Source organism: Peribacillus sp. NPDC097197, assembly GCF_050278025.1.
In the GTDB taxonomy this organism is placed as follows: domain Bacteria; phylum Bacillota; class Bacilli; order Bacillales; family DSM-1321; genus Peribacillus.
The window spans coordinates 57,843-83,674 of record NZ_JBNNST010000001.1 but is presented as its reverse complement, the minus strand read 5'-3'; the positions used below and the strand labels follow the sequence as shown (position 1 = coordinate 83,674).

31 protein-coding genes are annotated in these 25,832 nt (G+C 43.4%); 7 read left to right on the top strand and 24 right to left on the bottom strand.

Going from position 1 to position 25,832, the window contains the following annotated elements; translation table 11 throughout:
* Nucleotides 1-92 precede the first annotated feature (92 nt).
* Together hemQ and gerQ are read left to right on the top strand one after the other, a co-directional pair.
* Nucleotides 93-842, top strand: coding sequence for a hydrogen peroxide-dependent heme synthase (gene hemQ, locus ACQKL6_RS00420; RefSeq protein WP_402990530.1), 750 nt, complete (start codon nucleotides 93-95; stop codon nucleotides 840-842).
* 337 nt (nucleotides 843-1,179) lie between these two features.
* Nucleotides 1,180-1,686 carry a spore coat protein GerQ gene (gene gerQ / locus ACQKL6_RS00415; RefSeq protein ID WP_402870216.1) on the top strand — a complete coding sequence of 169 codons (507 nt, stop codon included), beginning with the start codon at nucleotides 1,180-1,182 and terminating at the stop codon, nucleotides 1,684-1,686.
* 104 nt (nucleotides 1,687-1,790) lie between these two features.
* On the opposite strand, the gene ACQKL6_RS00410 is transcribed toward gerQ, so the two are convergent.
* The 3 genes from ACQKL6_RS00410 to ACQKL6_RS00400 form a co-directional block, all read right to left on the bottom strand.
* The gene (locus tag ACQKL6_RS00410; protein ID WP_402870213.1) at nucleotides 1,791-2,159 is read right to left on the bottom strand and encodes a DUF423 domain-containing protein; all 369 of its coding nucleotides are present in this window, start codon (nucleotides 2,157-2,159) and stop codon (nucleotides 1,791-1,793) included.
* A gap of 27 nt (nucleotides 2,160-2,186) precedes the next feature.
* The gene (locus tag ACQKL6_RS00405; RefSeq protein WP_402870211.1) at nucleotides 2,187-2,468 is read right to left on the bottom strand and encodes a YwdI family protein; all 282 of its coding nucleotides are present in this window, start codon (nucleotides 2,466-2,468) and stop codon (nucleotides 2,187-2,189) included.
* Nucleotides 2,469-2,687: 219 nt separating this feature from the next.
* Entirely contained in the window at nucleotides 2,688-3,386 is a 699-nt protein-coding gene (locus tag ACQKL6_RS00400) for a uracil-DNA glycosylase (RefSeq protein ID WP_402870208.1), read from the bottom strand.
* A gap of 129 nt (nucleotides 3,387-3,515) precedes the next feature.
* On the opposite strand from ACQKL6_RS00400, the gene ACQKL6_RS00395 reads away from it, so the two are divergent.
* Together ACQKL6_RS00395 and ACQKL6_RS00390 are read left to right on the top strand one after the other, a co-directional pair.
* Nucleotides 3,516-4,949, top strand: coding sequence for a phospholipase D family protein (locus ACQKL6_RS00395; protein ID WP_427650228.1), 1,434 nt, complete (start codon nucleotides 3,516-3,518; stop codon nucleotides 4,947-4,949).
* 135 nt (nucleotides 4,950-5,084) lie between these two features.
* Entirely contained in the window at nucleotides 5,085-5,432 is a 348-nt protein-coding gene (locus tag ACQKL6_RS00390) for a general stress protein (RefSeq protein ID WP_402870203.1), read from the top strand.
* 81 nt (nucleotides 5,433-5,513) lie between these two features.
* Here the strand turns inward: ACQKL6_RS00390 and ACQKL6_RS00385 are convergent, their stop codons facing one another.
* From ACQKL6_RS00385 to mobA, 4 genes are read right to left on the bottom strand one after another with little or no spacing between them, the layout of a single operon-like run.
* Complete coding sequence (locus ACQKL6_RS00385; RefSeq protein ID WP_402870201.1) at nucleotides 5,514-6,533, bottom strand: MoeB/ThiF family adenylyltransferase; 1,020 nt, start codon at nucleotides 6,531-6,533, stop codon at nucleotides 5,514-5,516.
* 20 nt (nucleotides 6,534-6,553) lie between these two features.
* Nucleotides 6,554-6,787, bottom strand: coding sequence for a molybdopterin converting factor subunit 1 (gene moaD, locus ACQKL6_RS00380; RefSeq protein ID WP_402870199.1), 234 nt, complete (start codon nucleotides 6,785-6,787; stop codon nucleotides 6,554-6,556).
* Nucleotides 6,780-7,244, bottom strand: a complete 465-nt coding sequence (locus ACQKL6_RS00375) for a molybdenum cofactor biosynthesis protein MoaE (RefSeq protein ID WP_402870194.1) — start codon at nucleotides 7,242-7,244, stop codon at nucleotides 6,780-6,782. The genes moaD and ACQKL6_RS00375 overlap by 8 nt, the downstream gene beginning before the upstream one ends.
* The gene (gene mobA / locus ACQKL6_RS00370; RefSeq protein WP_427650225.1) at nucleotides 7,241-7,870 is read right to left on the bottom strand and encodes a molybdenum cofactor guanylyltransferase; all 630 of its coding nucleotides are present in this window, start codon (nucleotides 7,868-7,870) and stop codon (nucleotides 7,241-7,243) included. The genes ACQKL6_RS00375 and mobA overlap by 4 nt, the downstream gene beginning before the upstream one ends.
* 436 nt (nucleotides 7,871-8,306) lie before the next feature.
* Here mobA and pdxK point away from each other — a divergent pair, with 436 nt between their 5' ends.
* The 3 genes from pdxK (at nucleotide 8,307) to bshB2 (ending at nucleotide 10,367) form a co-directional block, all read left to right on the top strand.
* Nucleotides 8,307-9,125, top strand: a complete 819-nt coding sequence (gene pdxK, locus ACQKL6_RS00365; RefSeq protein WP_402870188.1) for a pyridoxine/pyridoxal/pyridoxamine kinase — start codon at nucleotides 8,307-8,309, stop codon at nucleotides 9,123-9,125.
* A gap of 126 nt (nucleotides 9,126-9,251) precedes the next feature.
* Nucleotides 9,252-9,599, top strand: coding sequence for a YojF family protein (locus tag ACQKL6_RS00360; RefSeq protein ID WP_402870186.1), 348 nt, complete (start codon nucleotides 9,252-9,254; stop codon nucleotides 9,597-9,599).
* A 102-nt stretch (nucleotides 9,600-9,701) separates the two neighbouring features.
* Complete coding sequence (gene bshB2 / locus ACQKL6_RS00355) at nucleotides 9,702-10,367, top strand: bacillithiol biosynthesis deacetylase BshB2 (protein ID WP_427650224.1); 666 nt, start codon at nucleotides 9,702-9,704, stop codon at nucleotides 10,365-10,367.
* 144 nt (nucleotides 10,368-10,511) lie between these two features.
* Here the strand turns inward: bshB2 and ACQKL6_RS00350 are convergent, their stop codons facing one another.
* The 17 genes from ACQKL6_RS00350 to ACQKL6_RS00270 all read right to left on the bottom strand — a co-directional run bounded on the left by ACQKL6_RS00350 (nucleotide 10,512) and on the right by ACQKL6_RS00270 (nucleotide 25,830).
* The gene (locus tag ACQKL6_RS00350) at nucleotides 10,512-11,720 is read right to left on the bottom strand and encodes an MFS transporter (RefSeq protein WP_402870180.1); all 1,209 of its coding nucleotides are present in this window, start codon (nucleotides 11,718-11,720) and stop codon (nucleotides 10,512-10,514) included.
* A 15-nt stretch (nucleotides 11,721-11,735) separates the two neighbouring features.
* On the bottom strand, nucleotides 11,736-12,161 hold the full coding sequence (locus tag ACQKL6_RS00345; protein WP_402870177.1) for a MarR family winged helix-turn-helix transcriptional regulator: 426 nt from the start codon (nucleotides 12,159-12,161) through the stop codon (nucleotides 11,736-11,738).
* A gap of 160 nt (nucleotides 12,162-12,321) precedes the next feature.
* Complete coding sequence (locus tag ACQKL6_RS00340) at nucleotides 12,322-13,398, bottom strand: PQQ-dependent sugar dehydrogenase (protein ID WP_427650222.1); 1,077 nt, start codon at nucleotides 13,396-13,398, stop codon at nucleotides 12,322-12,324.
* A gap of 27 nt (nucleotides 13,399-13,425) precedes the next feature.
* Complete coding sequence (locus ACQKL6_RS00335) at nucleotides 13,426-14,295, bottom strand: Cof-type HAD-IIB family hydrolase (RefSeq protein WP_427650220.1); 870 nt, start codon at nucleotides 14,293-14,295, stop codon at nucleotides 13,426-13,428.
* Between the two features lie 139 nt (nucleotides 14,296-14,434).
* The gene (locus ACQKL6_RS00330) at nucleotides 14,435-15,553 is read right to left on the bottom strand and encodes a PRK06851 family protein (protein ID WP_427650486.1); all 1,119 of its coding nucleotides are present in this window, start codon (nucleotides 15,551-15,553) and stop codon (nucleotides 14,435-14,437) included.
* A gap of 119 nt (nucleotides 15,554-15,672) precedes the next feature.
* Nucleotides 15,673-16,149 carry a Cys-tRNA(Pro) deacylase gene (gene ybaK / locus ACQKL6_RS00325; protein ID WP_427650218.1) on the bottom strand — a complete coding sequence of 159 codons (477 nt, stop codon included), beginning with the start codon at nucleotides 16,147-16,149 and terminating at the stop codon, nucleotides 15,673-15,675.
* A gap of 95 nt (nucleotides 16,150-16,244) precedes the next feature.
* Complete coding sequence (gene gntK / locus ACQKL6_RS00320) at nucleotides 16,245-17,789, bottom strand: gluconokinase (protein WP_427650217.1); 1,545 nt, start codon at nucleotides 17,787-17,789, stop codon at nucleotides 16,245-16,247.
* A gap of 480 nt (nucleotides 17,790-18,269) precedes the next feature.
* Nucleotides 18,270-18,962: an AIR synthase related protein gene (locus ACQKL6_RS00315; RefSeq protein WP_402954962.1), complete on the bottom strand. Its 693-nt coding sequence runs from the start codon at nucleotides 18,960-18,962 to the stop codon at nucleotides 18,270-18,272.
* Complete coding sequence (locus ACQKL6_RS00310) at nucleotides 18,959-19,453, bottom strand: ECF transporter S component (protein ID WP_402954969.1); 495 nt, start codon at nucleotides 19,451-19,453, stop codon at nucleotides 18,959-18,961. The genes ACQKL6_RS00315 and ACQKL6_RS00310 overlap by 4 nt, the downstream gene beginning before the upstream one ends.
* A 2-nt stretch (nucleotides 19,454-19,455) precedes the next feature.
* Complete coding sequence (locus ACQKL6_RS00305; protein ID WP_402954972.1) at nucleotides 19,456-20,040, bottom strand: cob(I)yrinic acid a,c-diamide adenosyltransferase; 585 nt, start codon at nucleotides 20,038-20,040, stop codon at nucleotides 19,456-19,458.
* Between the two features lie 13 nt (nucleotides 20,041-20,053).
* Complete coding sequence (locus ACQKL6_RS00300; protein ID WP_402954975.1) at nucleotides 20,054-20,482, bottom strand: bifunctional adenosylcobinamide kinase/adenosylcobinamide-phosphate guanylyltransferase; 429 nt, start codon at nucleotides 20,480-20,482, stop codon at nucleotides 20,054-20,056.
* Entirely contained in the window at nucleotides 20,416-21,054 is a 639-nt protein-coding gene (locus ACQKL6_RS00295) for a histidine phosphatase family protein (protein WP_407407561.1), read from the bottom strand. Before ACQKL6_RS00295 ends, ACQKL6_RS00300 begins: the two co-directional genes overlap by 67 nt.
* Nucleotides 21,012-21,803 carry an adenosylcobinamide-GDP ribazoletransferase gene (gene cobS / locus ACQKL6_RS00290; protein WP_402870151.1) on the bottom strand — a complete coding sequence of 264 codons (792 nt, stop codon included), beginning with the start codon at nucleotides 21,801-21,803 and terminating at the stop codon, nucleotides 21,012-21,014. Before cobS ends, ACQKL6_RS00295 begins: the two co-directional genes overlap by 43 nt.
* Nucleotides 21,800-22,375, bottom strand: coding sequence for a bifunctional adenosylcobinamide kinase/adenosylcobinamide-phosphate guanylyltransferase (locus tag ACQKL6_RS00285; protein ID WP_402954981.1), 576 nt, complete (start codon nucleotides 22,373-22,375; stop codon nucleotides 21,800-21,802). Before ACQKL6_RS00285 ends, cobS begins: the two co-directional genes overlap by 4 nt.
* The gene (cobD, locus tag ACQKL6_RS00280) at nucleotides 22,348-23,421 is read right to left on the bottom strand and encodes a threonine-phosphate decarboxylase CobD (protein WP_427650213.1); all 1,074 of its coding nucleotides are present in this window, start codon (nucleotides 23,419-23,421) and stop codon (nucleotides 22,348-22,350) included. The genes ACQKL6_RS00285 and cobD overlap by 28 nt, the downstream gene beginning before the upstream one ends.
* Nucleotides 23,396-24,361, bottom strand: a complete 966-nt coding sequence (gene cbiB, locus ACQKL6_RS00275) for an adenosylcobinamide-phosphate synthase CbiB (RefSeq protein ID WP_402870140.1) — start codon at nucleotides 24,359-24,361, stop codon at nucleotides 23,396-23,398. The genes cobD and cbiB overlap by 26 nt, the downstream gene beginning before the upstream one ends.
* A complete protein-coding gene (locus tag ACQKL6_RS00270) occupies nucleotides 24,358-25,830 on the bottom strand; it encodes a heme ABC transporter ATP-binding protein (protein ID WP_427650211.1) in 1,473 nt (490 codons plus the stop codon). Before ACQKL6_RS00270 ends, cbiB begins: the two co-directional genes overlap by 4 nt.
* Nucleotides 25,831-25,832: the final 2 nt, after the last annotated feature.

Here is a 25,832-nt window from a genome sequence, read left to right as displayed (position 1 = left end):
GAATGACTGCAGACATTTGCGGCCTGATATAAATTTCCTTATACTGAAACTATGTTATATTAAAGTTATATTAAGACATAGGAGTGATCGTAATGAGTGAAGCAGCACAAACTCTTGATGGATGGTATTGTCTACATGATTTCCGCCTGATTGATTGGGCCTCTTGGAAAACGTTGTCAAGTGACGAACGTCAATTAGCCATCTCGGAATTCCAAGGTTTATTGGATAAATGGAATACGACCCAAAGTAACAATGAAGGCAGTCATGCCCTTTATTCCATCGTAGGACAAAAAGCCGACTTCATGCTTATGTTTGCCCGTCCGACAATGGAAGAATTGAATGCCATTGAAAATGAATTCAATAAAACGAAACTTGCCGAATATACGATTCCAGCTTATTCTTACGTTTCTGTAGTGGAATTAAGCAATTATCTAGCAGGTGGAGACGGTGAGGACCCATATCAAAATCCTCATGTACGTTCAAGACTTTATCCAATCCTTCCTCAGGCGAAGCATGTATGTTTCTATCCGATGGACAAGCGCCGTGAAGGAGAAGACAACTGGTATATGCTTTCCATGGAAGAACGTAAAAACTTGATGCGTTCGCATGGCTTGATCGGCCGCAGCTATGCCGGTAAAGTGAAACAAATCATTTCCGGTTCTGTCGGTTTTGACGATTACGAATGGGGCGTTACCCTATTTGCGGATGATGTTCTTCAATTCAAAAAGTTGATTTATGAAATGCGTTTCGATGAAGTCAGCGCCCGTTATGCTGCATTTGGTTCATTCTTCGTCGGCAACATACTTCCAGAAGATAACATACCAACTTTCTTATATGTATAAGACAAAGGCTTCCGGCATCCCGGGAGCTTTTCTTTTTCATCCCCTTTTTATTTCCACTACCATGACATAAAATCCAGAATCGTCCCATACATTTTCTTTAGTGATGCTAATTTTTTTCACAGTCTCATTCAGCTTCAGACTGCCATACATGCAGTAGTTCAATGGCATGTGTAACATTCATTGTGGTTTTTTGGGCCGTGTCCGGGTCTGCCCTAGATTATCCATGTAAACCGTCCCACTCCGGCTGCTATAAATCGCACTGTTTCTTCCAGCCAAGACACTCGGATGTTCAGCTGTTCAAGAACCGAAATAACCTAGAATTTCAGGAGGGAATGCAATGTCACAAAATAATCCTTATGGCAATTATCCTTATGGAGGAAACTCTTATAACCCATATGAAAGTGACCCATCCCAAAGACAGCAGCAGGGTCAATACCAGCAGCAACAAGGCTACCAGCAGCAGCCTGCTTATCAACCACAGATGCCCACTACAGGCGGTACCCAGCAGCAAATCCCTACGCCGATGAACGCTCCCACCACCGGTCCACAAGTACCGGGCATGCTTCCAGTCGAACAATCTTATATAGAGAACATATTACGCTTGAATAAAGGGAAACTGGCCACCGTTTATACCACATTTGAAAACAATAAAGAATGGAATGCAAAAATCTTCAAGGGGATCATCGAAGCGGCCGGACGCGATCATCTAATCATCAGTGACCCACAGACCGGAAAACGTTATTTGATACCAATGGTATTCTTAGATTACATTACCTTTGATGAAGAAATTGAGTATGACTATCCATTCGGAGGAGCTGGACTTACCACATACTCTCCTAGATAGAAAGTGACTATGTGAAAACGAACAGCCTCAGAAATCCTGAGGCTGTTCGTTTTCATCATGCAAAAAACAAGAGCTGACCCCTGAATGCGGCCAGCTGGATTTTTTCATAAATACTTATAGGCAGCAATGATCATCAAGATCCAAGCTGCTAAAAATGAAACGCCACCGATTGGTGTGATGGCACCCAACACTTTGATTTGAGTGACACTCAGAACGAAAAGGCTACCGGAAAATATGATAATGCCGATGAACATCATCCAACCCGACCAATTGATGAGTGGGCTCGTAATTTTCCCCGCCAACAAACCGATAACCAACAAGCCTGCCGCATGGAACATTTGATAATCTACAGCCGTATTCCAGGTTGCTAAATATTTATCAGGTATTTTCCCTTCTAGTCCATGTGCGCCAAATGCTCCTAGTGCCACGGCTATGAATGCATTCAACGCTCCTAAGATGATAAATAATTTCACGATTGCTCCGCCTCTCTTACTTTTTATTTAAAAATCAAATAAGGAATCCCCATTGGCTTCATCCATTTTAACCGGTTCTGCATTCGGTATGTTCGACATAACAGGTTGTGTGAATGTAATGGGCTTCATTATTTTGTTATTTTCCGATTTTTCATCCACCATCACTTCACAAAGTGCCTGAATGGCAACTACATACCCTTGCAACTTAGTCTCTGAATTCGCCAGTTTAGCTTTTGTCACAAGCTCTTCCATTTTATCCAGCATCTGTTTGGATGAGATATCCACATTTACCACCTCGTCTGCATACATTTCCTAACTTCCCTACCTAGCATAGCAAACATTAAGGGGGAAGAAAACTTACTTTTCAATTGGCTTTGGATTCAAACTTCAAACAAGGCTCACCCGAGGAGCGATACACATCAAGGGATGGCAGATTGGATGTTTTAAATTGAAAGGCGCGGCAACCTTTGGGGAATTTAGGATCCCACGTCACATAAAAATGCTTGCAGGCCATGCAATTTACTCGTTTCAATTTATCATGCCCCCTTTGCGGTTCGATATTTGCCAGTTGATAGGAGCCAATCCCATTTCCATAAGAAGTTCATTGGTTTTGGAGAATGGCTTACTGCCAAAGAAACCACGGCTAGCAGACAGCGGACTCGGGTGGACGGAAGTAATGATTGGGTGGCGCTTTTCATCTATCCAACGCAGTTTTGTTTGAGCTGGCTTTCCCCAAAGGATGAAAATCACCGGTGTCTCCCTCTCATTCAACAGCTGGATGATCTGATTCGTGAAGGTCTCCCACCCTTTGCCCCTGTGGGAATGTGCCTCCCCTTCACGTACTGTTAGAACGGTATTGAGGAGAAGCACACCTTGTTCCGCCCATTCGCCTAGGTAACCATTGTCAGGAACCTCACAGCCCAGATCACTTTTCAGTTCTTTAAAGATATTTCGTAAAGAAGGCGGGATGCGGACGTCAGGCTTTACCGAGAAGCTAAGACCATGGGCCTGACCCTGTCCATGATAAGGGTCCTGGCCAAGAATGACGACCTTTACCTTTTCATACGGTGTACAGTGAAGCGCATTAAAAATATCTTCCGGACTCGGATGTATGGCATGCTGATTGTATTCTCGTGTGATGAATTCTTTTAAATCCTGATAATATGGCTTTTTAAATTCCTCTTTCAATAGAGGCCACCAGTCATTCGTTAAAATCGGCTTTGTCATCTTTACTAGCCCCTTTCTCGCTTTTCCAATTATTATATCAAACTCATTTTCTGATTCATGTTTCTATATACCCCTAAAAAGGGGAAATAGATAGTTAGCAAGCAATTTAAGTAAGATGGAGGATTTTCTATGAAAAAATGGTATAAACGCAAACGATTTTATTTGCTTGTTAGTATGCTCCTTGTTGTCATCGCGGTCATTGTCTATAACAGCTATAAACCCCTGCCCAAAGGAATATCCTACGAGGGGGAGATACATCATGTCGAGGATATCGATTTCATTTATGATCTCTCTTATCATGATGAACAAGGAAAGGTACAGCATGAACAGCGAATCTTCCAGACCATCTATCATGCAATTGAAGAGGCCGATTCTTTTATCGTAATTGATATGTTCTTGTTTAATAGTTTCTATGATGAGAAAGTAGACTTCCCTAAATTAAGCAAGACTTTAACAGATAAACTGATAGCCCAAAAGAAGAAGAAACCTGAACTTGAGATTATGTTCATTACCGATGAAGTGAACACCTCCTATAATGCATACGAATTAGACGAGTTAGAAAAGCTGAAACAAAATGACATCGAAGTGGTCGTAACCAACTTGGACCGACTCCGGGATCCCAATCCACTCTATTCCGGACTATATCGAACATTTTTCCAATGGTTTGGGGAAAGCGGGAAAGGCTGGATTGTCAATCCCATGGCTAATAATGCCCCAAAGGTCACGGCACGGTCTTATCTTCGATTAATGAATATCAAAGCCAATCACAGAAAAGTGGTAGCTACTGAAAAGACAGCCATCATCTCATCCGCAAATCCTCACGATGCAAGTGGGTTCCATTCCAATATTGCTTTCCAGATGGATGGCAACATCATCAGTGATTTCGTCAAAGCGGAAGAAGCCGCATCGAGGTTCTCTGACGGTCCGAAGGCATTTCCTGAAGTTAAAGGAACAGCGGAAGAAAATGGCCCCATTTCCGTTCAATTATTGACGGAAGGAAAAATCAACAAACATGTCCTAAAAGCCATTAGGGAAACAAAGAAAGGCGATCGAATCCAGCTCGCCATGTTCTATATCGCTGACCGACACGTCGTCGAGGCATTGACCGATGCGGCCAGGAGAGGTGTCCGGATCCACATGATATTGGACCCGAATCAAAATGCATTTGGCAGTCAAAAAATGGGGCTTCCCAATCTGCCGGTTGCAGCCGAATTCGAAAAGCTAGATGAAGGGAATATCAACATACGTTGGTACAAAACCGATAAAGAACAGTTCCATACGAAACTGATGACGATTCAAAAAGAAGAGGAAACCGTCATAATTGGAGGATCAGCCAATTACACAGCCCGAAACCTAGACGATTATAATCTAGAAGCCAATGTTGAAATCCATGCCCCTAAAGACACCGAAGTCGCACAGGAAGTGGATGACTATTTCCAGCGGCTTTGGAAAAATGAAAAGGGCGAATATACTTCAGACTATAGCGAATACCAGGATAAATTACCGTTCTTAAAATATGTTACCTATCGATTGCAAAAGCTGTTCCGTTTCACCACCTATTAATAATTAATAAGGTAAATGTTTAGCAATGGCTAAATAAGGTTATATACTACTATAGCTAATAACAAGCTGAGATATGCAAGATTCCATTTACCCAATTTAAGAAAGTCTTACACTAAAATTGAAGGAGGAGTTTATATGTATCAAGTACATGTTGTAGAAAACGGTTTACAAGCTAAGGAAAAAATCGATGAGTTAGTTACAACCGGCTATACGAAGGATGATGTATATTTATTTGCTCACGATAAGGATCGCTCTAAGCACCTTACCGAAAATACAAATACTGAAGATGTCGGCATGAAGGAACAAGGTTTCCTCGATACAGTTGGAAACCTCTTCAAATCACGTGGGGACGAACTACGTAACCGAATGAGCAATCTTGGACTTACCAAAACAGAAGCGGAACGTTATGAAGAAGTGTTAGATGAAGGAAAAGTCGTCATCATTGCATCCAAACAAGACAACAAAGACGGAGTTACTCATTAATTCCCGTTAACCCATTACCCATTTACCCTATATCACATCCTATATAAAATGAGGCCCCATTCGGGAGCCTCATTTTTTGTGTTATCCAAGAATTCTTTGATACAACGCCTTTGCATGGACCATATCCTTCGTGCCATGAATTAACGCTCGGCCATCCTGAAAAATGACCATACGCTCCCCGTCTTTTTCACAAGAAAGAAGGAAAGGATTAACCTTGACTAAATAGTCACTTCCCTTTAAATCTTTGGCCAGCTTCTCTAGTTGGAGTTTCAATGGCTTTGATGGCCTGACCTGTACCGTATCCCTTCCACAAAGGACAGCGGTTTTGGTCATATTATCCGCATTTAAAAACGGATACGTCCGTTGCTCCCCACATGAAAGACAGTCCGTTCTCTTTGCTTTCGTTAATTTAATCGTTTGATATTGGTTTCGCCATAAATCGAATGTAACAAGCGTTGGTCGAACTGCTTCCCAATCTTCGACTAAAATCTTCAAGGCTTCAGCCGTTTGATGAGCCACTACCATGGTTACGGCTGGAGAGATGATTCCACCGGTATCACAGGTCATCCCTTGTACCGGAATGGTTTTCATCAGGCAGTTCATACACGGTGTTTTATCTGGAAGAATCGTCATGGTCATGCCAACACTGCCTACGCATGCCCCATATATCCAAGGTATTTGAAGCTTTTGTGATAAATCATTGATTATCATCCGAGTCTCGAAGTTATCTGTAGCATCTATTATCAAATCCACATGACCCAATAATGGTTCAAGCGTGCGTGCAGTGGCATCCATGATGACCGCCGCTACATCTACTTCGTGATTAATAGCATGCAAGTGCCGCTTTGCCGCTTCGGCCTTTGGCAGTTTATCCTCGACATCCTGTTCCGTATATAACTGTTGACGTTGTAAATTACTGGACTCGACGTAATCCCGGTCCACAATGGTCAACTTTCCCACACCTGCACGAGTCAAGGCTTCTGCATTAGCGGAACCAAGCGCTCCAGCTCCCAGAAGCAAGACATGCTTTTGACGAATGTGGGCCTGTCCTCCTTCACCGATCGGAGAAAACAAGGTTTGTCTTGAATATCGCTCATTCACTATGATTCCCCCCTATCTAATTAGCCTCCGCTGACAGGTGGTATGAAGGCGATGGTATCTCCATCAGCCACTATCACTTCGTCTCCGGCAAACTCTTCATTGACCGCTGTCATTACCGTATCCAGACCTTCCAAATGGAACTCGGCCCTAATCTTTTCCTTTAGCTGAGCCACGCTCAACCCATTTCCTTCTATAGAAATAGTCTCTTTTCCCATTTCATCTTTTAGTTGAGCAAACAAAAGTACTTTAATCATCGAGATCCCCCTCTTCTGGCTTTCCATTAGGATAAGGTACGGTTTCTAGTTGATTGCCAACCCATGTCTCCCCATCTTCCCAATGTTCCTTTTTCCAAATCGGAACGATTTCCTTTATTCTTTCTATGGCATATCGATTAGCTTCATACGCGTCGTTACGATGTGGTGTACTTACAGCGATGACCACTGCAATATCCGTAATTTCCAATTGACCGACCCGGTGAGTGATCGCCGTTTCTGCGTCAGGCCAGCGCTCCTTAATCTCCATCCCGATTTGTTCTAACTTCTTGACCGCCATCGGTTCATAAGCCTCATATATTAAGAATAGAGTCTTCTTCCCCTTCGTCATTTCCCTAACTGTACCAATGAAGGTCGTGACTGCACCTGCATCCCGCTTAACTACTTTATCTACCACTTCTTGAATGACGATCGGTTCCTTCGAAATTTCAAAATTCATGGGGTACCTTCCTTTCTGACAATTTCAGTTTGGTATATATGTTTTGCTTCTTCATAATCTTCCATTGTATTCATATTAAAAAAGAGAAGACGGAAACGCTCAGGGTCTTCATGATATAACGAAAAGTCGGTTTCCTTGATGACTTTCACCCTGATCTTTTCTAGAAAAAGCTTCATTTTCAATTCCTTCTTCTCCAGACATTCCGTTAACAAGGGTAGGCACCTTTTGTGATAGACCGCAAAGAGCGGCTGAAGTCTTCCATTGATTTCCGGAATGATGGCATCAAAATCCGATTCATAAAATGAAAGCATTTCATTGACCGCCTGATCATTTACAAAAGGCATATCACAGGCACTAAGGACCTGCAGCTCTGTTTCGGAAGAGGATATTCCAGCATGGAGTCCTCCAAGCGGACCTTGACCTATATATATATCAGGAATGAAAGGTAATTCAAGAAAGTGATATTCTTCAGGTGAATTCGTAACAACCAGGATGTTTTCCGTAACCTTTTTAAAGACGTTCGCCACTCTTTGGATGTTCACCGCCTCGCCTATTTTCAGCAAGGCTTTATTCATACCCATTCGGCTTGATTGGCCACCGGCTAAAAGCAAGATCGTACAATTCAACTGAAACACCTCCTATTATTTGATTGAACCCTTTACCATTTGGAAACGTTATAATGAATAAGTCCTTTTTAAACGAATTCGGTCGTACCTCAATAGTTTAAATCAACTTTTAAAATATTAACACTTTCACACCCTTATCAAAAGATTGAATATAGCATATTTCTCCGGTGTTTTACATTTTCAAATGGATTTTACGCATTATATCCCTTTTTCATTGAATAATTCACCATTTCAATACAAAATTTGGCTGTACTCCCATAAAAATTACCAGATGAGATTTGTTCATCCTATGTCATGTCCCGCCCCATTTTAAAGCCTGTATTTCCAGATATCTTCTTAGTTTTACATAATATAAATTTTGGTATATTCTAAAAATAAGATATTACGGTACACTGATAATATCCATATCATTCAATACTCCTGAGGAGGTCACATAATGACCATGAATAGAGCTATGACTGTTGCTGGTTCAGATTCCAGCGGCGGTGCAGGTCTTCAAGCTGATTTAAAGACATTTCAAGAATTCGGGATTTACGGAATGTCCGCTTTAACGACAATTGTCACCATGGATCCTAAAAACGGTTGGTCTCACAATGTTTTCCCTACACCGGTCGAAATTTTAGAAGCCCAATTAGAAACGATTCTTTCTATCGGGATAGATGCCATGAAAACAGGCATGCTTGGTTCTGTTGAAATCATTGAGCTTGTTGCTCGTAAAATAGACGAATTGAAACTGGATAAGGTCGTAATCGACCCGGTTATGGTATGTAAAGGGGAAGATGAAGTTTTACATCCGGAAACTGCTGTCGCACTTCGTGAGTTGCTTGTTCCACGTGCAACAGTCGTTACTCCAAACCTTTTCGAGGCTGCACAATTGGCTGGGACTGCCCCGATCAAAACGATTGATGATATGAAAAAGGCTGCCGAGAAAATCCATGCCCTTGGTGCCAAATATGTTCTGATCAAAGGTGGTAATAAGCTGGATCATGACAAAGCCATCGACCTTTTATACGATGGAAAAGAGTTTGAAATCCTGGAATCCGAAAAAATCGAAACGACCAATACACACGGGGCCGGCTGCTCATCTTCAGCTGCAATTACGGCACAGTTAGCTGAAGGAAAGAGCCCTCGTGAAGCCATTTATGTCGCAAAAGACTTCATTACCGAAGCCGTCCGTCATTCTTGGAAAATGAATGATTATGTAGGTCCGGTCAATCATGGTGCATACCATAAATATGGGACGCCTAAAAAATAAAAAATACTATTAATTAAGAGGGTTGCTCAAATACTCGAGCGGCCCTCTTCGCTTTTTCCGCTTAACTTTAGTAAAATAGAAAGATGGAAAATGCTTATAGTTACCCAGTAAAGGAGGAATTGTCGAATGAAACCTATAGACCGTTCAGAGGTGCAGAAAGCCATCGATTCATTTGCAGGAAAAGATGTATACCTTCACCTTGAAACGACTAACGGTGCCTATGCCACCCATGTGGATGAAGCTTTTTTTTCTGCAGGCGCTTATATTCGTAATGCACAAATTCAATATGAACACGGTAAGATTATTGGGGACGGACCTTTTCGCGTCGGCTTAAAACTCATGATTGGCTGGGTATATGCTGAAGGCGTAAACCACTTCGAGATCGATGATCAAGGAAGATTATTGTTGGCAGGACTTGATTTCACGGGAAAACTTGCCGTTTCCCTTCAGATCAGTTCTACTCCCTTTGAATAACCAAAAGATATTTACACCATTTCTATTCATCCCGCACGTACGTTTCTCTTCGGCGGAACTCTTTTATAATTATTGTAAGTAGAACGAAAGGAGACGAGTATTATGGAAAAAGAACAGCATATTTTAGTGATTTTCCCGCACCCCGATGATGAAGCCTTTTCTGTTTCAGGGATGCTTGCCTTACATAGTGAAGCCGGCACACCGATTACCTACCTCTGCTTGACTCTAGGGGAAATGGGTAGAAATTTAGGAAATCCTCCTTTCGCAACTAGAGAGTCCCTTCCTAAAATTCGCAAAAGAGAATTAATCGATGCAGCGAATGCCATTGGTATCCAAGACTTGCGCATGCTTGGTTTACGAGATAAAACGATTGAGTTTGAAGATGATGAAAAATTGACCTCCCTGTTCACAGAGGCCATCAATGAACTTAATCCTTCATTGGTCATAACGTTTTATCCAGGATACAGTGTCCACCCCGACCATGAAGCGACAGCACGTGCCGTCGTTCGCGCTGTAGAAAGAATCGAAGAAAAAGACCGTCCAAAGCTCCATTGTGTCGCCTTTTCCAATAATTGCATCGATGAATTGGGACAACCCGATATCATCCATGACATCACCGCAGCTGAAGATAAAAAGGTAGCGGCCATAACCGCGCACCGATCGCAAACACAAGCAATGGTGGTTGATTGGAAGGAAAAATTCGAAAACCAAGATGTTGATTTCCTCGACTGGATTCGAAAAGAGCGATTATGGACCTACAAATTTTAAAAACCGCCATTTGGCGGTTTTTTTATTTATTTCCATAAAAAAACGCCTGTTTGTAACAGACGTAGAAAAAGGGGGATTACTTAGAAAAGTAAATCATACAATAAGTATCCCCTTTTTCCATATTTTTAAACAAATAAGGGATAATCAAGAAATCATTTGATCGCCCGTATTCTGCCTGGATGCCCTTGCTGATGCCTTTTTACCATGAACAAAATAGTAAATGACTATCAACAAGACTGACAGAACAGCCATGCAGATAAACAACCCTTTAAAACCAGTATAAGGAACGAGGAACCCTAGCATAAACGGTCCTAAACCAATTCCAAAGTCATAAAAGGTAAAGAATGTGGAGGTTGCCAATCCCATACGATTTGATGGAGATTCCTTGATGGATATAGCCTGTGCGCTTGACTGAAACGTACCATATCCTACACCGATGAAAGCACCTGCAATCAAGAGCGTCAAGGCATGTTGCGATTGACTTAGTACGACCATCCCAATTACAAATAAGACAAGGGAAGGGTAAATTACAGCATTTTCACCTTTCACATCGAACATACGCCCTGTAAATGGACGGGTAACTAAAAGGAATATAGCGAACACGACAAAGAAAAAGCTCGCGGCATCCAGTAGGTTTATTTCCTTTGCAAAAGAAGTTAAATAGGACAAGATGCTCGAATAGGCTAAACCTGCAAACATCACAAGTATGGATATCGGTAAAGCACGTTTTTCAAAGTAGTCTTTGATGTTGAACCCCCGTGGTCGAGGCGCTTGATCTTTTGTTGCCTCAGGTACAAATAAAAATAAAGAAGCCGCTAAAGAGAATGCAGCGAATAGTGATGCGGCATAGAAAATAAAGGAGTAGCTAAAATGCTGGGTAATGAACAATCCGATAAATGGACCAAATGCCATGGCCAGGTTTGTACTCATGGCAAAGTATCCCGTACCTTCACCACGTCTTTCATTCGGTATGATATCAGCAACAATTGTTCCAGTGGCCGTTGTAGCGAGACCAAATGAGATACCATGAACCAACCGATCAATAAATAAAAGCGGCAAACTATCCACTTGCAGATAGAAAACGGAGGCTATAAAAAATAATACCAACGAACCAATAAGCATTTTCTTCCGACCTAATTGATCAATCTTTTTTCCGGCGATTGGTCGTACAAGTACTGCTCCCAAGACAAAAATACTCGACGCCAGTCCGGCTTGAGCTTGAGAAGAATGGAAATTATCCATCGTATAAAGGGTCAAAGTGACCATCAAGACATAAAACGTTAAAAAGAGAAAAAAGTTTGCGGACGAAACAATAATAAAGTCTTTCGTCCACAATTTTGTTTTTTGATTCATTTCAATCCTTCTTCCTTACGATTGTTGTAACTTTTCCTTTAAGAATTTTAAGGTCCGCAATGTTGCTTCCCAGTCCTCTTCAGACAAACCATCTATTAATTGAAGTTCGAATTCATCTACTGCCTTTCTAGCTTTTAGGTATGTTTTTTCACCTAAATCAGTTAACTGAATTCTCCGTTCCCGTTTATCTTTTCCCGGTATTTGTTCGATTAATTTTCGTTCTTCCAATCGATTCACCGTCCGGGTTACTGTCGGTTTCTCGACATCTAAGTAATTGCTGATTTCAACCAACGTGGTACTACCATATTCCTTCAGATAATAGATAATCATCCATTGAGAATGAAAAAGATCGACCTTTGCCAGCTGCTCATTTAACTTCTTGGTGAACGTTCTTGAGAATTGCAGGTTATGGTGAAAAAATAAACCATCACGTAAAAACAAAGGTATTCCCCCTGAAAATTAGTTACCTAGGTAACTATACTACGATTCATCTGAATTGTCCAGCCAATCCCTATTGATTTATCCAGATACTACTCACACATTATCAGTATTCCCACTCCTCCTTGGAAGCATAAAAAAAATGCCCTTTACAGGACATCTCTTAATGGGACTTAGCTAAGGGCAAACGATAAAGTTTATCATCATTACGATCGGCCTTTCCACGCCCATCTGTATTATTGCTAATAAAATATAGGAATCCCCCGTCTACTAACACATCTCGTATCCGGCCAGAATCGGTAACTAAATCCGTCATTTTCCCACTTTTTATTTCATACCTCTTAAGTGCTTCTCCCCTTAAGGCAGCAACAAAAAGCTTGCCATCTGAATACGCAATCCCAGAAGGTGCCCATGTATCATTTCCGGAATGAATCATAGGAGCTTCCATATTTGATTGTGCCTCACTTCCCTCTATTTCCGGCCAGCCATAATTCTTTCCAGGGAGAATCGCGTTTAATTCATCATGTGCAGATTCACCATGTTCACTTTCGAACAGTTGTCCCGTTTCATCCCAAGCGAGGCCTTGCGGATTGCGATGTCCGTAAGAAAAAATATAGGAATTCTCGAAAGGATTATCGTCGGGGATGGTTCCGTCAAGATTCAAACGCAAAAGCTTGCCACCTAAAGAATCAAGATCCTGGGCAATCATTGGTTCCCTTGCATCTCCTGTTGTGGCAAATAGTTTTCCATCGGGGCCAATCTTTAAGCGTCCTCCATGATGATAGTCACCACTTGGAATCTTGTCGATTAGAATTTCCTTCTCTCTCCATGTATCATCCACCTGTTGGAGCGTGATGATCCGATTGGATGGTTTTCCGTTTTCCTCGTAGGTGTAATAGGCAAAAGCTTGATGGTTCTTCGAAAAGTCAGGGTCGAGCACAAATCCAAGCAATCCAGCTTCTGCCTTTGAGGACAACTTCTTTTCCAGCTGAACCTTCTGCCTCTCCATATGCTCATTCTTCCATTGCACGATGGTGCCTGACCGTTCTGAAACATACAAAGTCTCTCCATCTTTCTGAATCGACCATGGAGAAGCCAGGTTCGTTACCAGTACCTCAGGGCCATCTATCGCCGTTTCTGTTGAGTCTTCCTCAGGCTGTGCACCGTTATTTCCCTCTCCCCCTGAACATCCCGTCAAGGCCAACGTAATCATGAGGATCAATGAACACCATCTTTTCAAATAAATTCCCTCCCTCGGTTTGCCGAGTTATTCGATTGTCTTCTTAAGAACCTTTAAAATGGCCTTCGCTACTCCATGTTCTTCATTTGTCCCTGTCACTTCATCACAAAGGTTTTGAATGTCGGTCGGGGCATTTCCCATTGCGACGGATAAACCCACTCTTTCAAACATGGATATATCATTATAATTATCTCCAATGGCCATCGTCTCCTGCATAGAGCCTTCTTTTTCGTTCACATACTTTTCGAGTACGATTCCTTTTTGGGCATGTTTGCTCGTGATTTCCACATTCTCACGACCCGAAGAGGTGACAGCAGTCCCTTCATCCATTTTGAACCGCGAGGCAGCTTGGTCCAATACCTGCAAATCCGTGGAGAAACCAAGGATTTTATATAGTTCCAACTCAGCTTGGTCGAAAAGCTCAGTATAATCCGCAATGGATGTAACATGTCCCAATTGTAGACGAGCCTCTGCATACTTTCTAATTTGGGACGGGTCAATATCCTGATTTGCCGTGACCATTACATCCACAAGGGCATCGATTGCGGTCTCGTAGTTTTTAGAGAAAATTCCTTTGCTCGTATAAATTTCGAAATAGATTCCCCGTTCTTCAAGCCACTCCGCTGCATTCTTTACGGAAGCTATCGGCATTGGATGGGAAGCCGCTACCTTCCCTTCTTGCGTGAAGAGGGCAGCGCCATTCACGCAGATGATCGGACATTCAAGGCCCACTTTATCTAAAGCATATCTGGCTTCCTCAAATGATCTTCCAGTAGCAATGATGACTTCGATCCCTTCTTCTTGAGCCTTATGAATCGATGATTTATTTTCTTCACTCACCATTTGCATTTTATTCAGTAATGTTCCGTCCATATCAATCGCAATCGTTTTAATCATTTAACCACTCCCTTTTCTTTTTACACTTATTTTACCTGAATAAGAAATGATTAACATCCTTGTATGTGTAAGATGATCTAAATGATTGTCCCTTCTATGTAAAACTGCACCTCATTTTTAAAAAAGGTGCAGTCTCTTTTCAATGTAATATGGTTGGGTTATCCATTGCCTTTACCCGCTCACCAATCTGTTCCTGAATATCTTTCATCATGTCATCGACAGCCGTAAAATCCATGGCCTTCACATAGATTGTTTCAAGTTCGTCATGTTGCTCTTTCGCCTTCGCCAGACACGCTGTCGCTTCATTCATTTTCTCCCGGTACCTCAAAGAGACAGCCTTGATTTGATCGGCATATATCTCATCGGTTCCCGGAAGGATGGCCGTCTTATAGATATCGATGATTTCATCCCCTTCAAGGCTTGGGAAGTATTCATGAGGGGCGGTGCTATCAAAAATGGCGATGCCCACTTCACGCACGATCACCATATCCAAGCTGTCAGGATCGAATCCACAATGATACATTTCCACATCAAAGCCCCGTTGCTCTGCAGATTTGGCAATTTTCTTCAGCATCGTCGATTTACCTGAACCCGGACGCCCTTTCAAAAAGTACCGTTTATGCACACCTTTTGTAATATTCGGAACATAGTCAACAGCACCTTTTGGAGTGGCTGCACCTAAAAACCTGTGGCGAACATCCGCTTTTTTGTTCAAGAATATATCTCTATAAAAACCCTGAATCAGTTTATTCGTCAATCCATTTAATTTGGCGAAATCTATGTTTGCTTTATAGATTTCTTCCCATTCGTCATGTATCTCCAACGCTTTGGCAAAGTGGCCATAAGCCGCCTCATAGCTCTTGCTTCTGGCATTCGTCAATCGAATGATGTTTGCCCTTTCAGCCGCCAGCTGCTGGGAATACCAGGCGGCCCCAAGATTAACGTATTCCTCTATAGCCCCTGGCGCTTTCGGTTCAATTACATGCGGTGCCGTCCCATCCACAAGACCTACTTTCAATGCAGGGATGATCACCCCATCAATGGAATCATTATCGGAGGAACAGTGCAAAAACTCTATGTCGTAGCCTTTATCCAGCCATTCCTGGCCAATCTTTTTCATGATCGTTGATTTCCCTGACCCAGGTCCTCCCTTTAGGATGAATAATTTCTCCAATCCCGTAAGGTTTGAATCATATAAGCTATAAAAACCTTTGGCCGTATTACCTCCGGCAAAATAATGCATCGCATTTCCTGACACTTCCACACTCTCCTTTACCATACAGATGTATCTTCAAGACAGCGTATGCCATGAAGCACAGGTAGGTGAATGCCTAAAAGTTCAAAGTGACTAAAACCTTATATGGGAGCTTTTTAGATTCACTTTAAAAGGGCCGCAGTTTCAGCCTCTGCCCCCATCAAGAATCCCGATGGTTTCAGGACAATTTGTGTACCGATCTTCCCACCGCTCACGATGATTTCGGACAGGTCTAATGCGCTTTCATCAATAAAGGTCGGATACTGCTTTTTCATTCCTATAGGTGAACAGCCTCCACGGATATACCCGGTGTACTTTTGCAGATCTTTAACGGCCAGCATTTCGATTTTTTTCACACCTGCTGCTTTGGCCGCTTTTTTCAAATCCAGCTCAGCAGCCACAGGGATGACAAACACATAAAGCTGTTGAGGACCATTATGGGTAACAAGCGTTTTAAAGACCGTTTCCGGTGATTTGCCGATTTTATAAGCGACCGTAATACCATCAATTTTCCCATCATTCGCATCGTAACTCATCATCTCATACTTTATTTTCTTTTTATCGAGAATACGCATCGCATTTGTTTTACTGGCTCCCATCTCTTAAATCCCCTTACCTTTTTCCTCTATCTTATCATTTTTGAAAATAAGCCAAAAGAAAAGCACAAGCTTTTAACAGCTGTGCTTTTGTCGCATCACTCTAAATGTCGACGTTGGAAGTCGGCAATTCGCTTGTAATCTCCTTCTAATTTTCGGCAAACGGACAGGTAAATCGACATGAGTTCTTGGTATATTTCCACATTTGCCTCAATGGGCTCGAGCTCATGGGTGTTACCGACCATATCCTCCACCGCATCCAAACTTTCGATTTCCCCTAAAGCGTAGAGACCAAGAATAGCAGCCCCTAGACTCGAACTTTCAAAGCTTTCAGGAATCTTCACATGCTGGTTAAATATATCAGCCATAATTTGACGCCAAAGCTTGGAACGGACAAAGCCGCCACTCGCATGGATTTTTTTCGGGGCCCCGGTCAATTCCCCTACAGTGAGCAGCACACTATATAAGTTATACATCACGCCTTCAAGTACAGATCGGACCATATGATCACGGGTATGGTGAAGAGCCAATCCAAAGAAGGAGCCTCTCGCATCAGCGCTCCATAACGGTGCCCTTTCCCCAGCCATATATGGATGGAAAATCAACCCGTCAGAACCAGGGGCGATATGCGTTGCCATTTCGGTCAGGATTTCGTAAGGGTCCTGGCCCAATACTTTCGCTCTCGCAATTTCCTCCCGACCAAGTTGGTCCTTGGCCCATCGGAAGGTAATCCCGCCATTATTGACCGGTCCGCCAATGACCCAATGCTTTTCAGTAAGGGCATAACAAAACGTTCTCCCTTTTGGATCCGTAAGCGGATGGTCACTGACCGTACGGACCGCTCCACTTGTTCCAATCGTTACCGCAAATATACCCGGTTTGATGGCATTTTGCCCCAAGTTAGCTAGTACCCCGTCACTGGCACCAATGACCATTGGTGTATCAGGGGAAATATTCATGTTCGCAGCCAATCCCTCACTCAAGTTGGAAAGGATATGGGTCGTCGGCACAAGCCTTGGTAGTTTGTCCGAACCGATTCCGGCAATCACCAATGCTTCCTCATCCCACTCCATCGTTTTCAAGTTGAACAGGCCTGTTGCTGAAGCCATAGAATAGTCCATCACATATTCATTGAAAAATTTATAAATGATATATTCTTTAATTCCTAGAAATTTATCCGTTTTGTTAAAAATTACTGGGTGTTCATTTCTAAGCCACATGATTTTCGTGATGGGTGACATCGGATGAATCGGTGTCCCCGTCCTATGGTATAATGCCTCTCCCTGACTTGATGCCTTCAGTTCCTCGGCATAGGCAGCACTTCGATTATCAGCCCATGTAATGCTGTTGGTTAGTGGGTTTCCGCCTGTATCCATGGCAATCAAACTATGCATGGCCGAGCTAAACGAAATAAACCCCAATTCTTCTTTTTCAATCCCACTTGCAATCATGACCTCACCGACTGTCAGCAAGACCGCCTTATAGATTTCTTCAGGGTCCTGTTCTGCAACGGACGGTGTGGGACTGTTCAATGGATATCCCTTAGAACATGTTTGCACTACCTTACCGTCTTTCGTAAAAAGAACCACTTTTGTACTTGTTGTCCCAATATCGATTCCCATCATATAATTAGAATGTTTCATGCTATTACATCGTGCTCCTTTCTCTTAAACAATTGTATCCAATAGTAAGATTAGGATAAGCGAAACGACTGAAATGCCGTCCCCATTTTCGATTCATACATGTATCATCAATTACTAGATACAGGTCGGGCCAAATAGAATACTGTTCTTCTTTATTAAAACCCTTTGCTTAGACCCATGTAAAGGAAGAAACAAAGCCTAATCCGGTAAAAAGCGGGTTTCGTAAAATCAGGTCCCCCAATAGAGTCATAGGGTGCAGGGATGTAAAATGGCCTTAGAATTAGAATCACTCAACCATTCCAGTAGCTTAGCCATATGAACGGATCTTTAACAAACAGCTCCGTAATATTATGAGTGTTTCCCTAATTACTCCAACTCATAAGATGAATTATAGGATCATCAAGGGCGCTTACTAGACGAAAAAGGGAGGGACCCTACTCGGCGCAAATCAGGTCTCTCCCTTTATATACATATGTACCATCACACGAGAATAAGCGGACCGCAACGTTGGAAAATGTCCGCTTCTAGGCTTTCAGGATAGGTGATCAAAAAACTGGTAGATGGACCCGATGATTTCTCGATATCTACACGACTCTTTATCCGTTCGGGTATTCCCCCACCTTGAGGATCCAGCTGCTCCCATTCATAGGCAATGCCTTTCGAACCTACAGGAAGGAGGCGGACCCCTTCAAGTTCGGAGCACCATTTAAAGAGGGATAAAGGTGCAACCCACTGCTGTTGTTCCATAACCTCGTCGCCAACCAACGGCCTGCCGACAATGGCCATTTTCCGATTGGAAGTTTCCTTCGAACCCAACCCTTTTTCCCGTTTTCCAATGACCATCAACCCTAATGCGGATTGTTGGAGGGGCATGTTACTCTCTGTACTGCCAGTAATGGACAGGTCTAACCCTATTTCATCCATTCCCTTCCTCACACCCTTCGTCAAACTTCCCCAGGCCTCATCGCCACAGAAGTTTTGAAGGACGACAGCGATTGGGCTCCCACCGGAGGCCAAACATTCCATGACCGCTACCCGAAAAGAGTAATAGCCGACCACCTCATATGGGACATGAACAAGATCTTTTTCCTTCAGCCCGATTCCACCACTATTATCTGTTGAGATAACCAAGGACTGGGAATCATTGAACGGCAAGATCAGTGAATCCATCATCCAATCATTCCTTCTCGTATGAACACCTTTTTCAAGACTGGCACGAGACGAGGAATCAAAAGAATGCTCAAGAATACATTCAATGCTGTAGCCGCCGTTAAGGAAGGTACCAACATCATGTAAAACTCAGTGCTAACCAAGAATGCGAAAGGTAATCCTACGATGAAGGCATTACCTAAAAAGAAAAAGGAAAAAGCGCTTATTTTCTTATCGTGGTCATATAGGACACCAAACATCCAAGCAAGGACTGCCATTTCCAACATGATTAAGAAATGAAACGGACCAAGTGGCGTGCCGCCAATCAAGGCAGATAAGATATGGCCTAAACCAGCCACGATTCCTCCCGTAATCGGGCCTAATGCAACAGCCGCCAATAGTGCCGGAAAGCTATCGAAAGCTATACTTCCAATTGGGGAAGGAATCTTGATCATCGCCCCGACCAACGATAAGGCGATGAACATGGAACTCATGGTGATTTTTCTTGCGTTCATGTTTATTCCTTTTCCTTTCTTTTTCCTCCGCGGAATACGTTAGCACTACGGGCATATTCGACATCCTTCACACCAAGGCGGAAGTTGATCACTCGTGCGACCGCAAAGAAATAATCCGATAACCGATTTAAATATTGCAGGGAAAGAGGAGACACCGCTGCACCCGATTTGATCAAGGAAACCACCAATCGTTCAGCCCTTCTTGTAACGGTACGTGCTATATGGATTGTTGCAGCCGCTTTTGTACCACCTGGCAATATGAACTTTTCCAATTCAGGGGCTTCGACGATGAAGGCATCGATTCGTTCTTCTAAGTATGTAATCGCCTCATCCGTCAACTTTTGAGGGGCTTTATCAGAAACGGTCGCCAAATCACCACCGCAGTCAAATAGCTCATGTTGGATCTTTTCCAAATCTACTAGTATATCTTCAAAAACCGCCGAATCCAATTCAGTTACGGCAAGCCCAATATAGCTATTCACTTCATCCACAGTCCCGTAAGATTCAACACGGATATCATCCTTATCCAAACGGCCCCCGATTACGCTTGTTTGCCCTTTATCACCTGTACGTGTATATATTTTCATCTCTATTCCTCCTCTATTTAATTCGTTGATTGATTCCATACCAAATGATATCCACGCGTGTAGAAATGGAGGCCACATCTTGAAAGATCCATCCGCATGCATCACGCCATTGACGGTTCTTTTTTTCGATTGGAACGATGCCTTTTGATAGATCCGAACCGATGACAACACATGTGCGACCACTTTCTTCTTTCTCCCATATTCGCCAGCCGTCCAGGATTTCCTTCCACTTCTTCCGGATTGACTCCACATCCATGATATTCACATCCTGCCCAATCCACGCATCGATTCCCTGTAGCACGACGATATCCTTTTGAAAATCTCTGAAATCCGGTTGGTCGTTTTGATAGCCTGATAGCCATAGACCCTCAGTATTCAACCCGTAAAATTGCTTGACCCATTTAGTTTTCCCATTATAGGCACCGCCTGTAACAAAGTGCAACGTTCACCCCTCCTCAACCTTTCCTTGTTTTCCCAAATCAGCTCATACCCCTTCGCATGGGGTATCGACCAATCCCAAAAGGGCTTTTCCACCGGTGCATAACGGGCAAGAAGCTCACGTATCACACCTCCATGAGTCATCACCGCATACGTGGAGCTATCCTCATCCGCGATCAACCGGGCCCAGCCATTATGAACCCGCCTGGAAAACTCAGGATAACTCTCCCCTTTAGGAACAGCTGCCACCATGGGATCCTCCAGCCATTTTTGATAATCAGCATTCGTCTTCAGTTCTTCATAAGTTCGGCCTTCCCACCTGCCGAAATTCATTTCACGGAAAGCAGGCCATCCCACTGGATCAACCTCCGGGAACAGATGCCTTGATGTTTCCATGCACCTAAGTAAGTCGCTTGAATGAATCCTTTCATATCTTGGATAGTATTGCTTCCATTCCTCGATATCCCTTTTTCCTTTTATGCTTAAGGGAGAATCCGTCCACCCTAAATAGGCTTTTCGCTCATTGGCTTCCGTCAACCCATGGCGAAGTAGTGTAATAGCCACAGAATCAGCCATAACCACACCTCCACTCCTTCAACTGACGCGCCCAGCACATCACCCGTTATTCCACCGAACCAACGGATGATTTTCCGTTTTATATAAAGGAGAAAGAGTAGTGCGGCGATCCCCATGATCGCGAATAAAGCCATGAGGTTGATATCGATTAAATAAGCTATCGCAAAACTTAAAAGCAGGTAAATCCAATATATGTGCAAGCTGTTTTTCCTGACTGCACTTTGGAAAAAGGCGCCCAGTCCCTCTTTTTTAGCCAACTGCATACGGCTAAGTAAATAGCCCATCACGCATTTACTTAGAAAGGGAACCATGATAATCAAAAAATAAGTCCATTCATTGATCCGTTCGATGATTTCATACATCCATATAAAGCGGGCAGCTAACAGCACAATGACAGAAATGACACCAAATGCACCGGTCCTGGAGTCCTTCATGATCTCCAGTCGTCGTTCTTTATCTTGGTACGAAAAGAAGGCGTCACTTGCATCAATCCAACCATCAAGGTGCAACCCACCTGTTAGGGCAATCGTTAATACCCATAGCACAAACGCAATGGCTAGGGGGGAAAATGGTGTCCATTCCACAAGCCCGTATAGCACTCCCCCTAATATCAGACCTAGAAACAATCCGACCAAAGGAAACGTTTGGATCGCCCGGTGAATATACTTCTTATCCATTGGAAGTTGTTTCTTTATGGGAAACACCGTAAAAAATTGCAAGTTAATTAAGAATCCAATCCAGCTATTCATTCAGGGATACCCGCTTTCATCCTTAGAGGGACACCTGATTCGACAAGATAGGCCTCATCTGCCCTTTCAACGATCGCTTGATGAAGCAATCCGAGCACTTTTCCGTATGTATGTAGAAATTCATCTTGAAAAATGGGCTCCTGTAACACTTCATTGCTTACGATAATCAGGCTTTGAGCTTCCTTCCTGATTTCACCGATGCCCTTGATTATTTTGGTGAATACTTTATGTAGAAAATCCTCTGTAAGGGGCACATTAGGCAGAAATAATTCATTATCGAGCAACGTCGTCAGGCAATCAAGCAAGACGATTGATTTTGCATCCAGGTCCTTCCCTATTCGGCTAACATCCGTCGGATATTCCGATGTCCTCCATGCAAGCGGACTTCTATGCCTGTCCTGACGGTGCCTATTAATCCGCTCTTCCATTTCGGCATCAGAACTCCGGCCACAAGCAAGATAATGTAGGTTGCCGCCCGATTGAATGGCAAGCTCCACCGCCTTTTTTTCTGCAAAGCTGCTTTTACCACTTCGAACGCCCCCCGTTATAAAATAGAGCCTAGAGTTTTCCACTGTTTTACCGCCTCCATCAATGCCTTATTATCCTGCTCACTTTTCACTGCAAACCGGAGCCACCTGCCATCCAAACCAGGAAAATTATAAGTATGGCGCGGCACGATGCCCCTTTTCAGTAAAAAGGGAAACAGGGAAAGAGACTCGTCCCTCACTAAGTAAAAATTCACCGTACTTTCAGAGACCTCGATATCCAGTTCCTTATAAAAGCGGAATAAATCCCTTTTTTGCCTTTGAATATATGCTCTTGTTTTACTCATATATGCTTCTTCTGCCAAACAGAGTTTGCCTACCTCCAGGGCGATATGGTTGACGCTCCAATGTGGTTTGAAGGTCTTGGCCCGTGTAATAATGGTCGGGTCAGCCAATAGGTAACCCAGCCTTAATCCAGGTATCGCGAAAATTTTCGTCATTGATCGTAAAATGAGCAAATGAGGAAACTCTTTAATAAGAGGTGCATAGGAAAAGGCATTATCCGTAAAATCATAAAAGGCCTCATCCAGCACCATCATGCATTGGGCTTTTTGGCATGCTTCGATTAGTTCCCGTACTGTCTCCTCCTTATAAGAAATGCCAGTCGGATTATTGGGCGTACATAAAAAGATGGCAGCATACTTTGGCAAAAGCGGACGTAATCGATCCAAGTCCAGTTCCCACCTGGGCGCTTCCAGTTGAAAAAAGTCGACCTCGCAACCTGCTGCCAAACAAGATTCGGCATATTCGGCAAAGGCTGGTTGTATGATTAACACTCGTTTATTCGCCAGTTCTTTCGCCACAAGTGTTATGATTTCCGCTCCTCCGTTTCCAACAAGTACAGAATCTTCAGGAAGTGCTTCTTTTTTTGCTATCATATGTGTCAGCTCTACGGCATGTGGATCTGGGTAGTCGAGGATACCCTCAAAAAACCCCGACCATCTCTGTTTTATACTAGAGGGTGGACCCAATGGGTTGATATTGGCACTGAAGTCCACATACGATTGTGGCATTTCGATTCCCAGTGCTTTGTAAAGATAATGCGGATTAGAGCCATGAGTTGGTAATTGCAAATAAAAGTCCTCCTAACCAAAGCATCAACAGGAATAAAAAAGAAGTCCGATGCATGATGGTAATCGTTTTTTTTATATGAATCGCTTCTAGCGGAACAATTGGAAGGCCCATTCTAGCTCGATTGGACACCACACCTTTGTACATATTCCTTCCGCCCAGTTGAACGCCCAGGATGGCTGCAACACCCGCTTCGCACCACCCACTGTTCGGACTTGGGTGCTTATGGGCATCCTTGAATAATATAGCCCACCGCCCCTTCCAGCCGTTATGGACTGACTTTGATCCAATCAGCATCAAAAAACCGGTTAAACGGCTCGGAATCCAGTTCACTAGATCGTCAAGCTTGGCAGAAGCCCATCCGAAGTCAGCATATTTATCATTTTGGTATCCGACTATGGAGTCGCATGTATTGATTGCCCTATACATCATGGCAAGTGGCGCGCCTCCGATGGCAGCCCAAAACAGGGGAGCCGTAATACCGTCACTCGTGTTTTCCGCTACCGTTTCAACGGTACCCCGAACAATTTCCGGTTCATCTAGATCTGCCGTATCACGGCCCACAATATAAGAAAGCTTCCGCCTCGCCTTGGCCATATCCCGTGTATTCAATGGTCGATAAACATCCATTCCCGCCCGTCTTAAACTCTTTTGAGCGATCGTGGTGGAAATGAGTAGCGCTTCCCAGATGATACCGGCAGCAGGATGGATTCTATACGCTAAATAGACGGTGATGCCTGTGGCCGCCAACACGAGCAGCAAGATGAGCAGTAGCATGAACAGTCCATTCCGCTTCTTTCTTGTCCCTTTGTTGAGAGCTTCATCAAGTTTATTGATAAGCGAACCTATCCATTTAACCGGGTGTGGCCAATCAGGAGGGTCGCCAATGACCAAATCTAGGATAAATGCCAATGTGATTGCATAAAGATGGTGAAAAATCATAAGCTTTCAATCCGTTTCCTACTATTTTCAATCGCTTCCACTGTACAGTCATAAACGCCACGGCTAATTAACTTCCCGAGAGGCGTGATGGTACCCGCATAACGGAGGGTGGTTCCTCTTTGTGTGGCTGCAATCAAGATGCTATCCGTCGATGTTCCAGTCGCCCATGTGTTTGTCACCTGATCTAAGACATGTAGGTCATGAAGCGCTTTAACCTTCGCCTCGGTAGCTGTCACGATACAGTGAATGAACGCTTCTTCCGCCAAATGGCCATTCACGAAAACCCAGGTATTGATCGTACCCGGCGATGAAGTCCATGAATGCCTGTCTGCCAAAGAGGCATCGATGGCATTCCCTACCCCCGCTGTTACCATGATGAATATCGAAAAACCCTCATCTCTTAGAAGTCGATATGACACTGTATCCAAAAACACGGCCGTCATCATTCCGACGGTTTCCTGCGGTTCAAATCCGTATGTCTTCAAATACTCAGCCATTTCAGCAATATGGTCATCACAATTGTAATCGTAGTGGACATGTCGATTAACAAAGTGCTGATGCCACCCCGTTCCCGAACCAGTTACGCCGGATGACATGGTTCTAAGCGGAATGGGTGAACTTAAATGAAGGAACTCCGGAGCCTGGTTCAGATAACTTTCATTGATCTCCAAAGGGTCCAGCTCTCCTGTATGCTTCTCGGGTACAATGAACATTTGCGGCTTAGGTAAGGCAGGATGAGGATGTTTTTCGATTTTTGTCCTATATACCTCCTGAATCCGCTCCTGCTGAAGCACTTCATTCGGCACGTCAATCACTTGGACTCGCCCTTTTTCAAGCAACATCAGGCGATCGCAATATAAGCCAGCCAAGTTCAAGTCGTGAAAAATTGAAATGACCGTCAATTGTTGTTCCTTAGCCATTTTCCTCATCAAATCAAGAAGTTCTTTTTGATAAGACAGATCCAGGTGGTTCGTCGGTTCGTCGAGAAAAAGGATTTCCGGTTCTTGTGCAAGAGCTTGTGCCAACAAAACACGTTGTCTTTCCCCGCCTGACAAACGTTCAAAATGCATTTCCTGAAAGACTGCCACTCCCGTTTGCATCATCACGCGTTGAACGATTTCTTCGTCTTCAGACGTCCAACTATGAAACCACCCTGTTTGATGGGCATATCGCCCAAGGGCAACGGTCTCTTTTACTGTATAGGAAAAAGCCAATGAGGAATGCTGCGGCAAAACGGCGATGACCTGTGCCAGTTGTTTGGACGAATATCCCTGTAGGTCTTTCCCCTTAATATCGATGGTTCCCGCCTGATACGGCAGGATACCGCTAAGCATCCCCAATAGCGTCGTTTTCCCACTTCCATTCGGACCAAGAATACCGAATAATTCTCCTTTTTTCACATCAAACGAGACGGAGTCCAAAACCGTTTTATTATCATATCCTCCTGTTAACCCTTTAACTTCAAGCATAC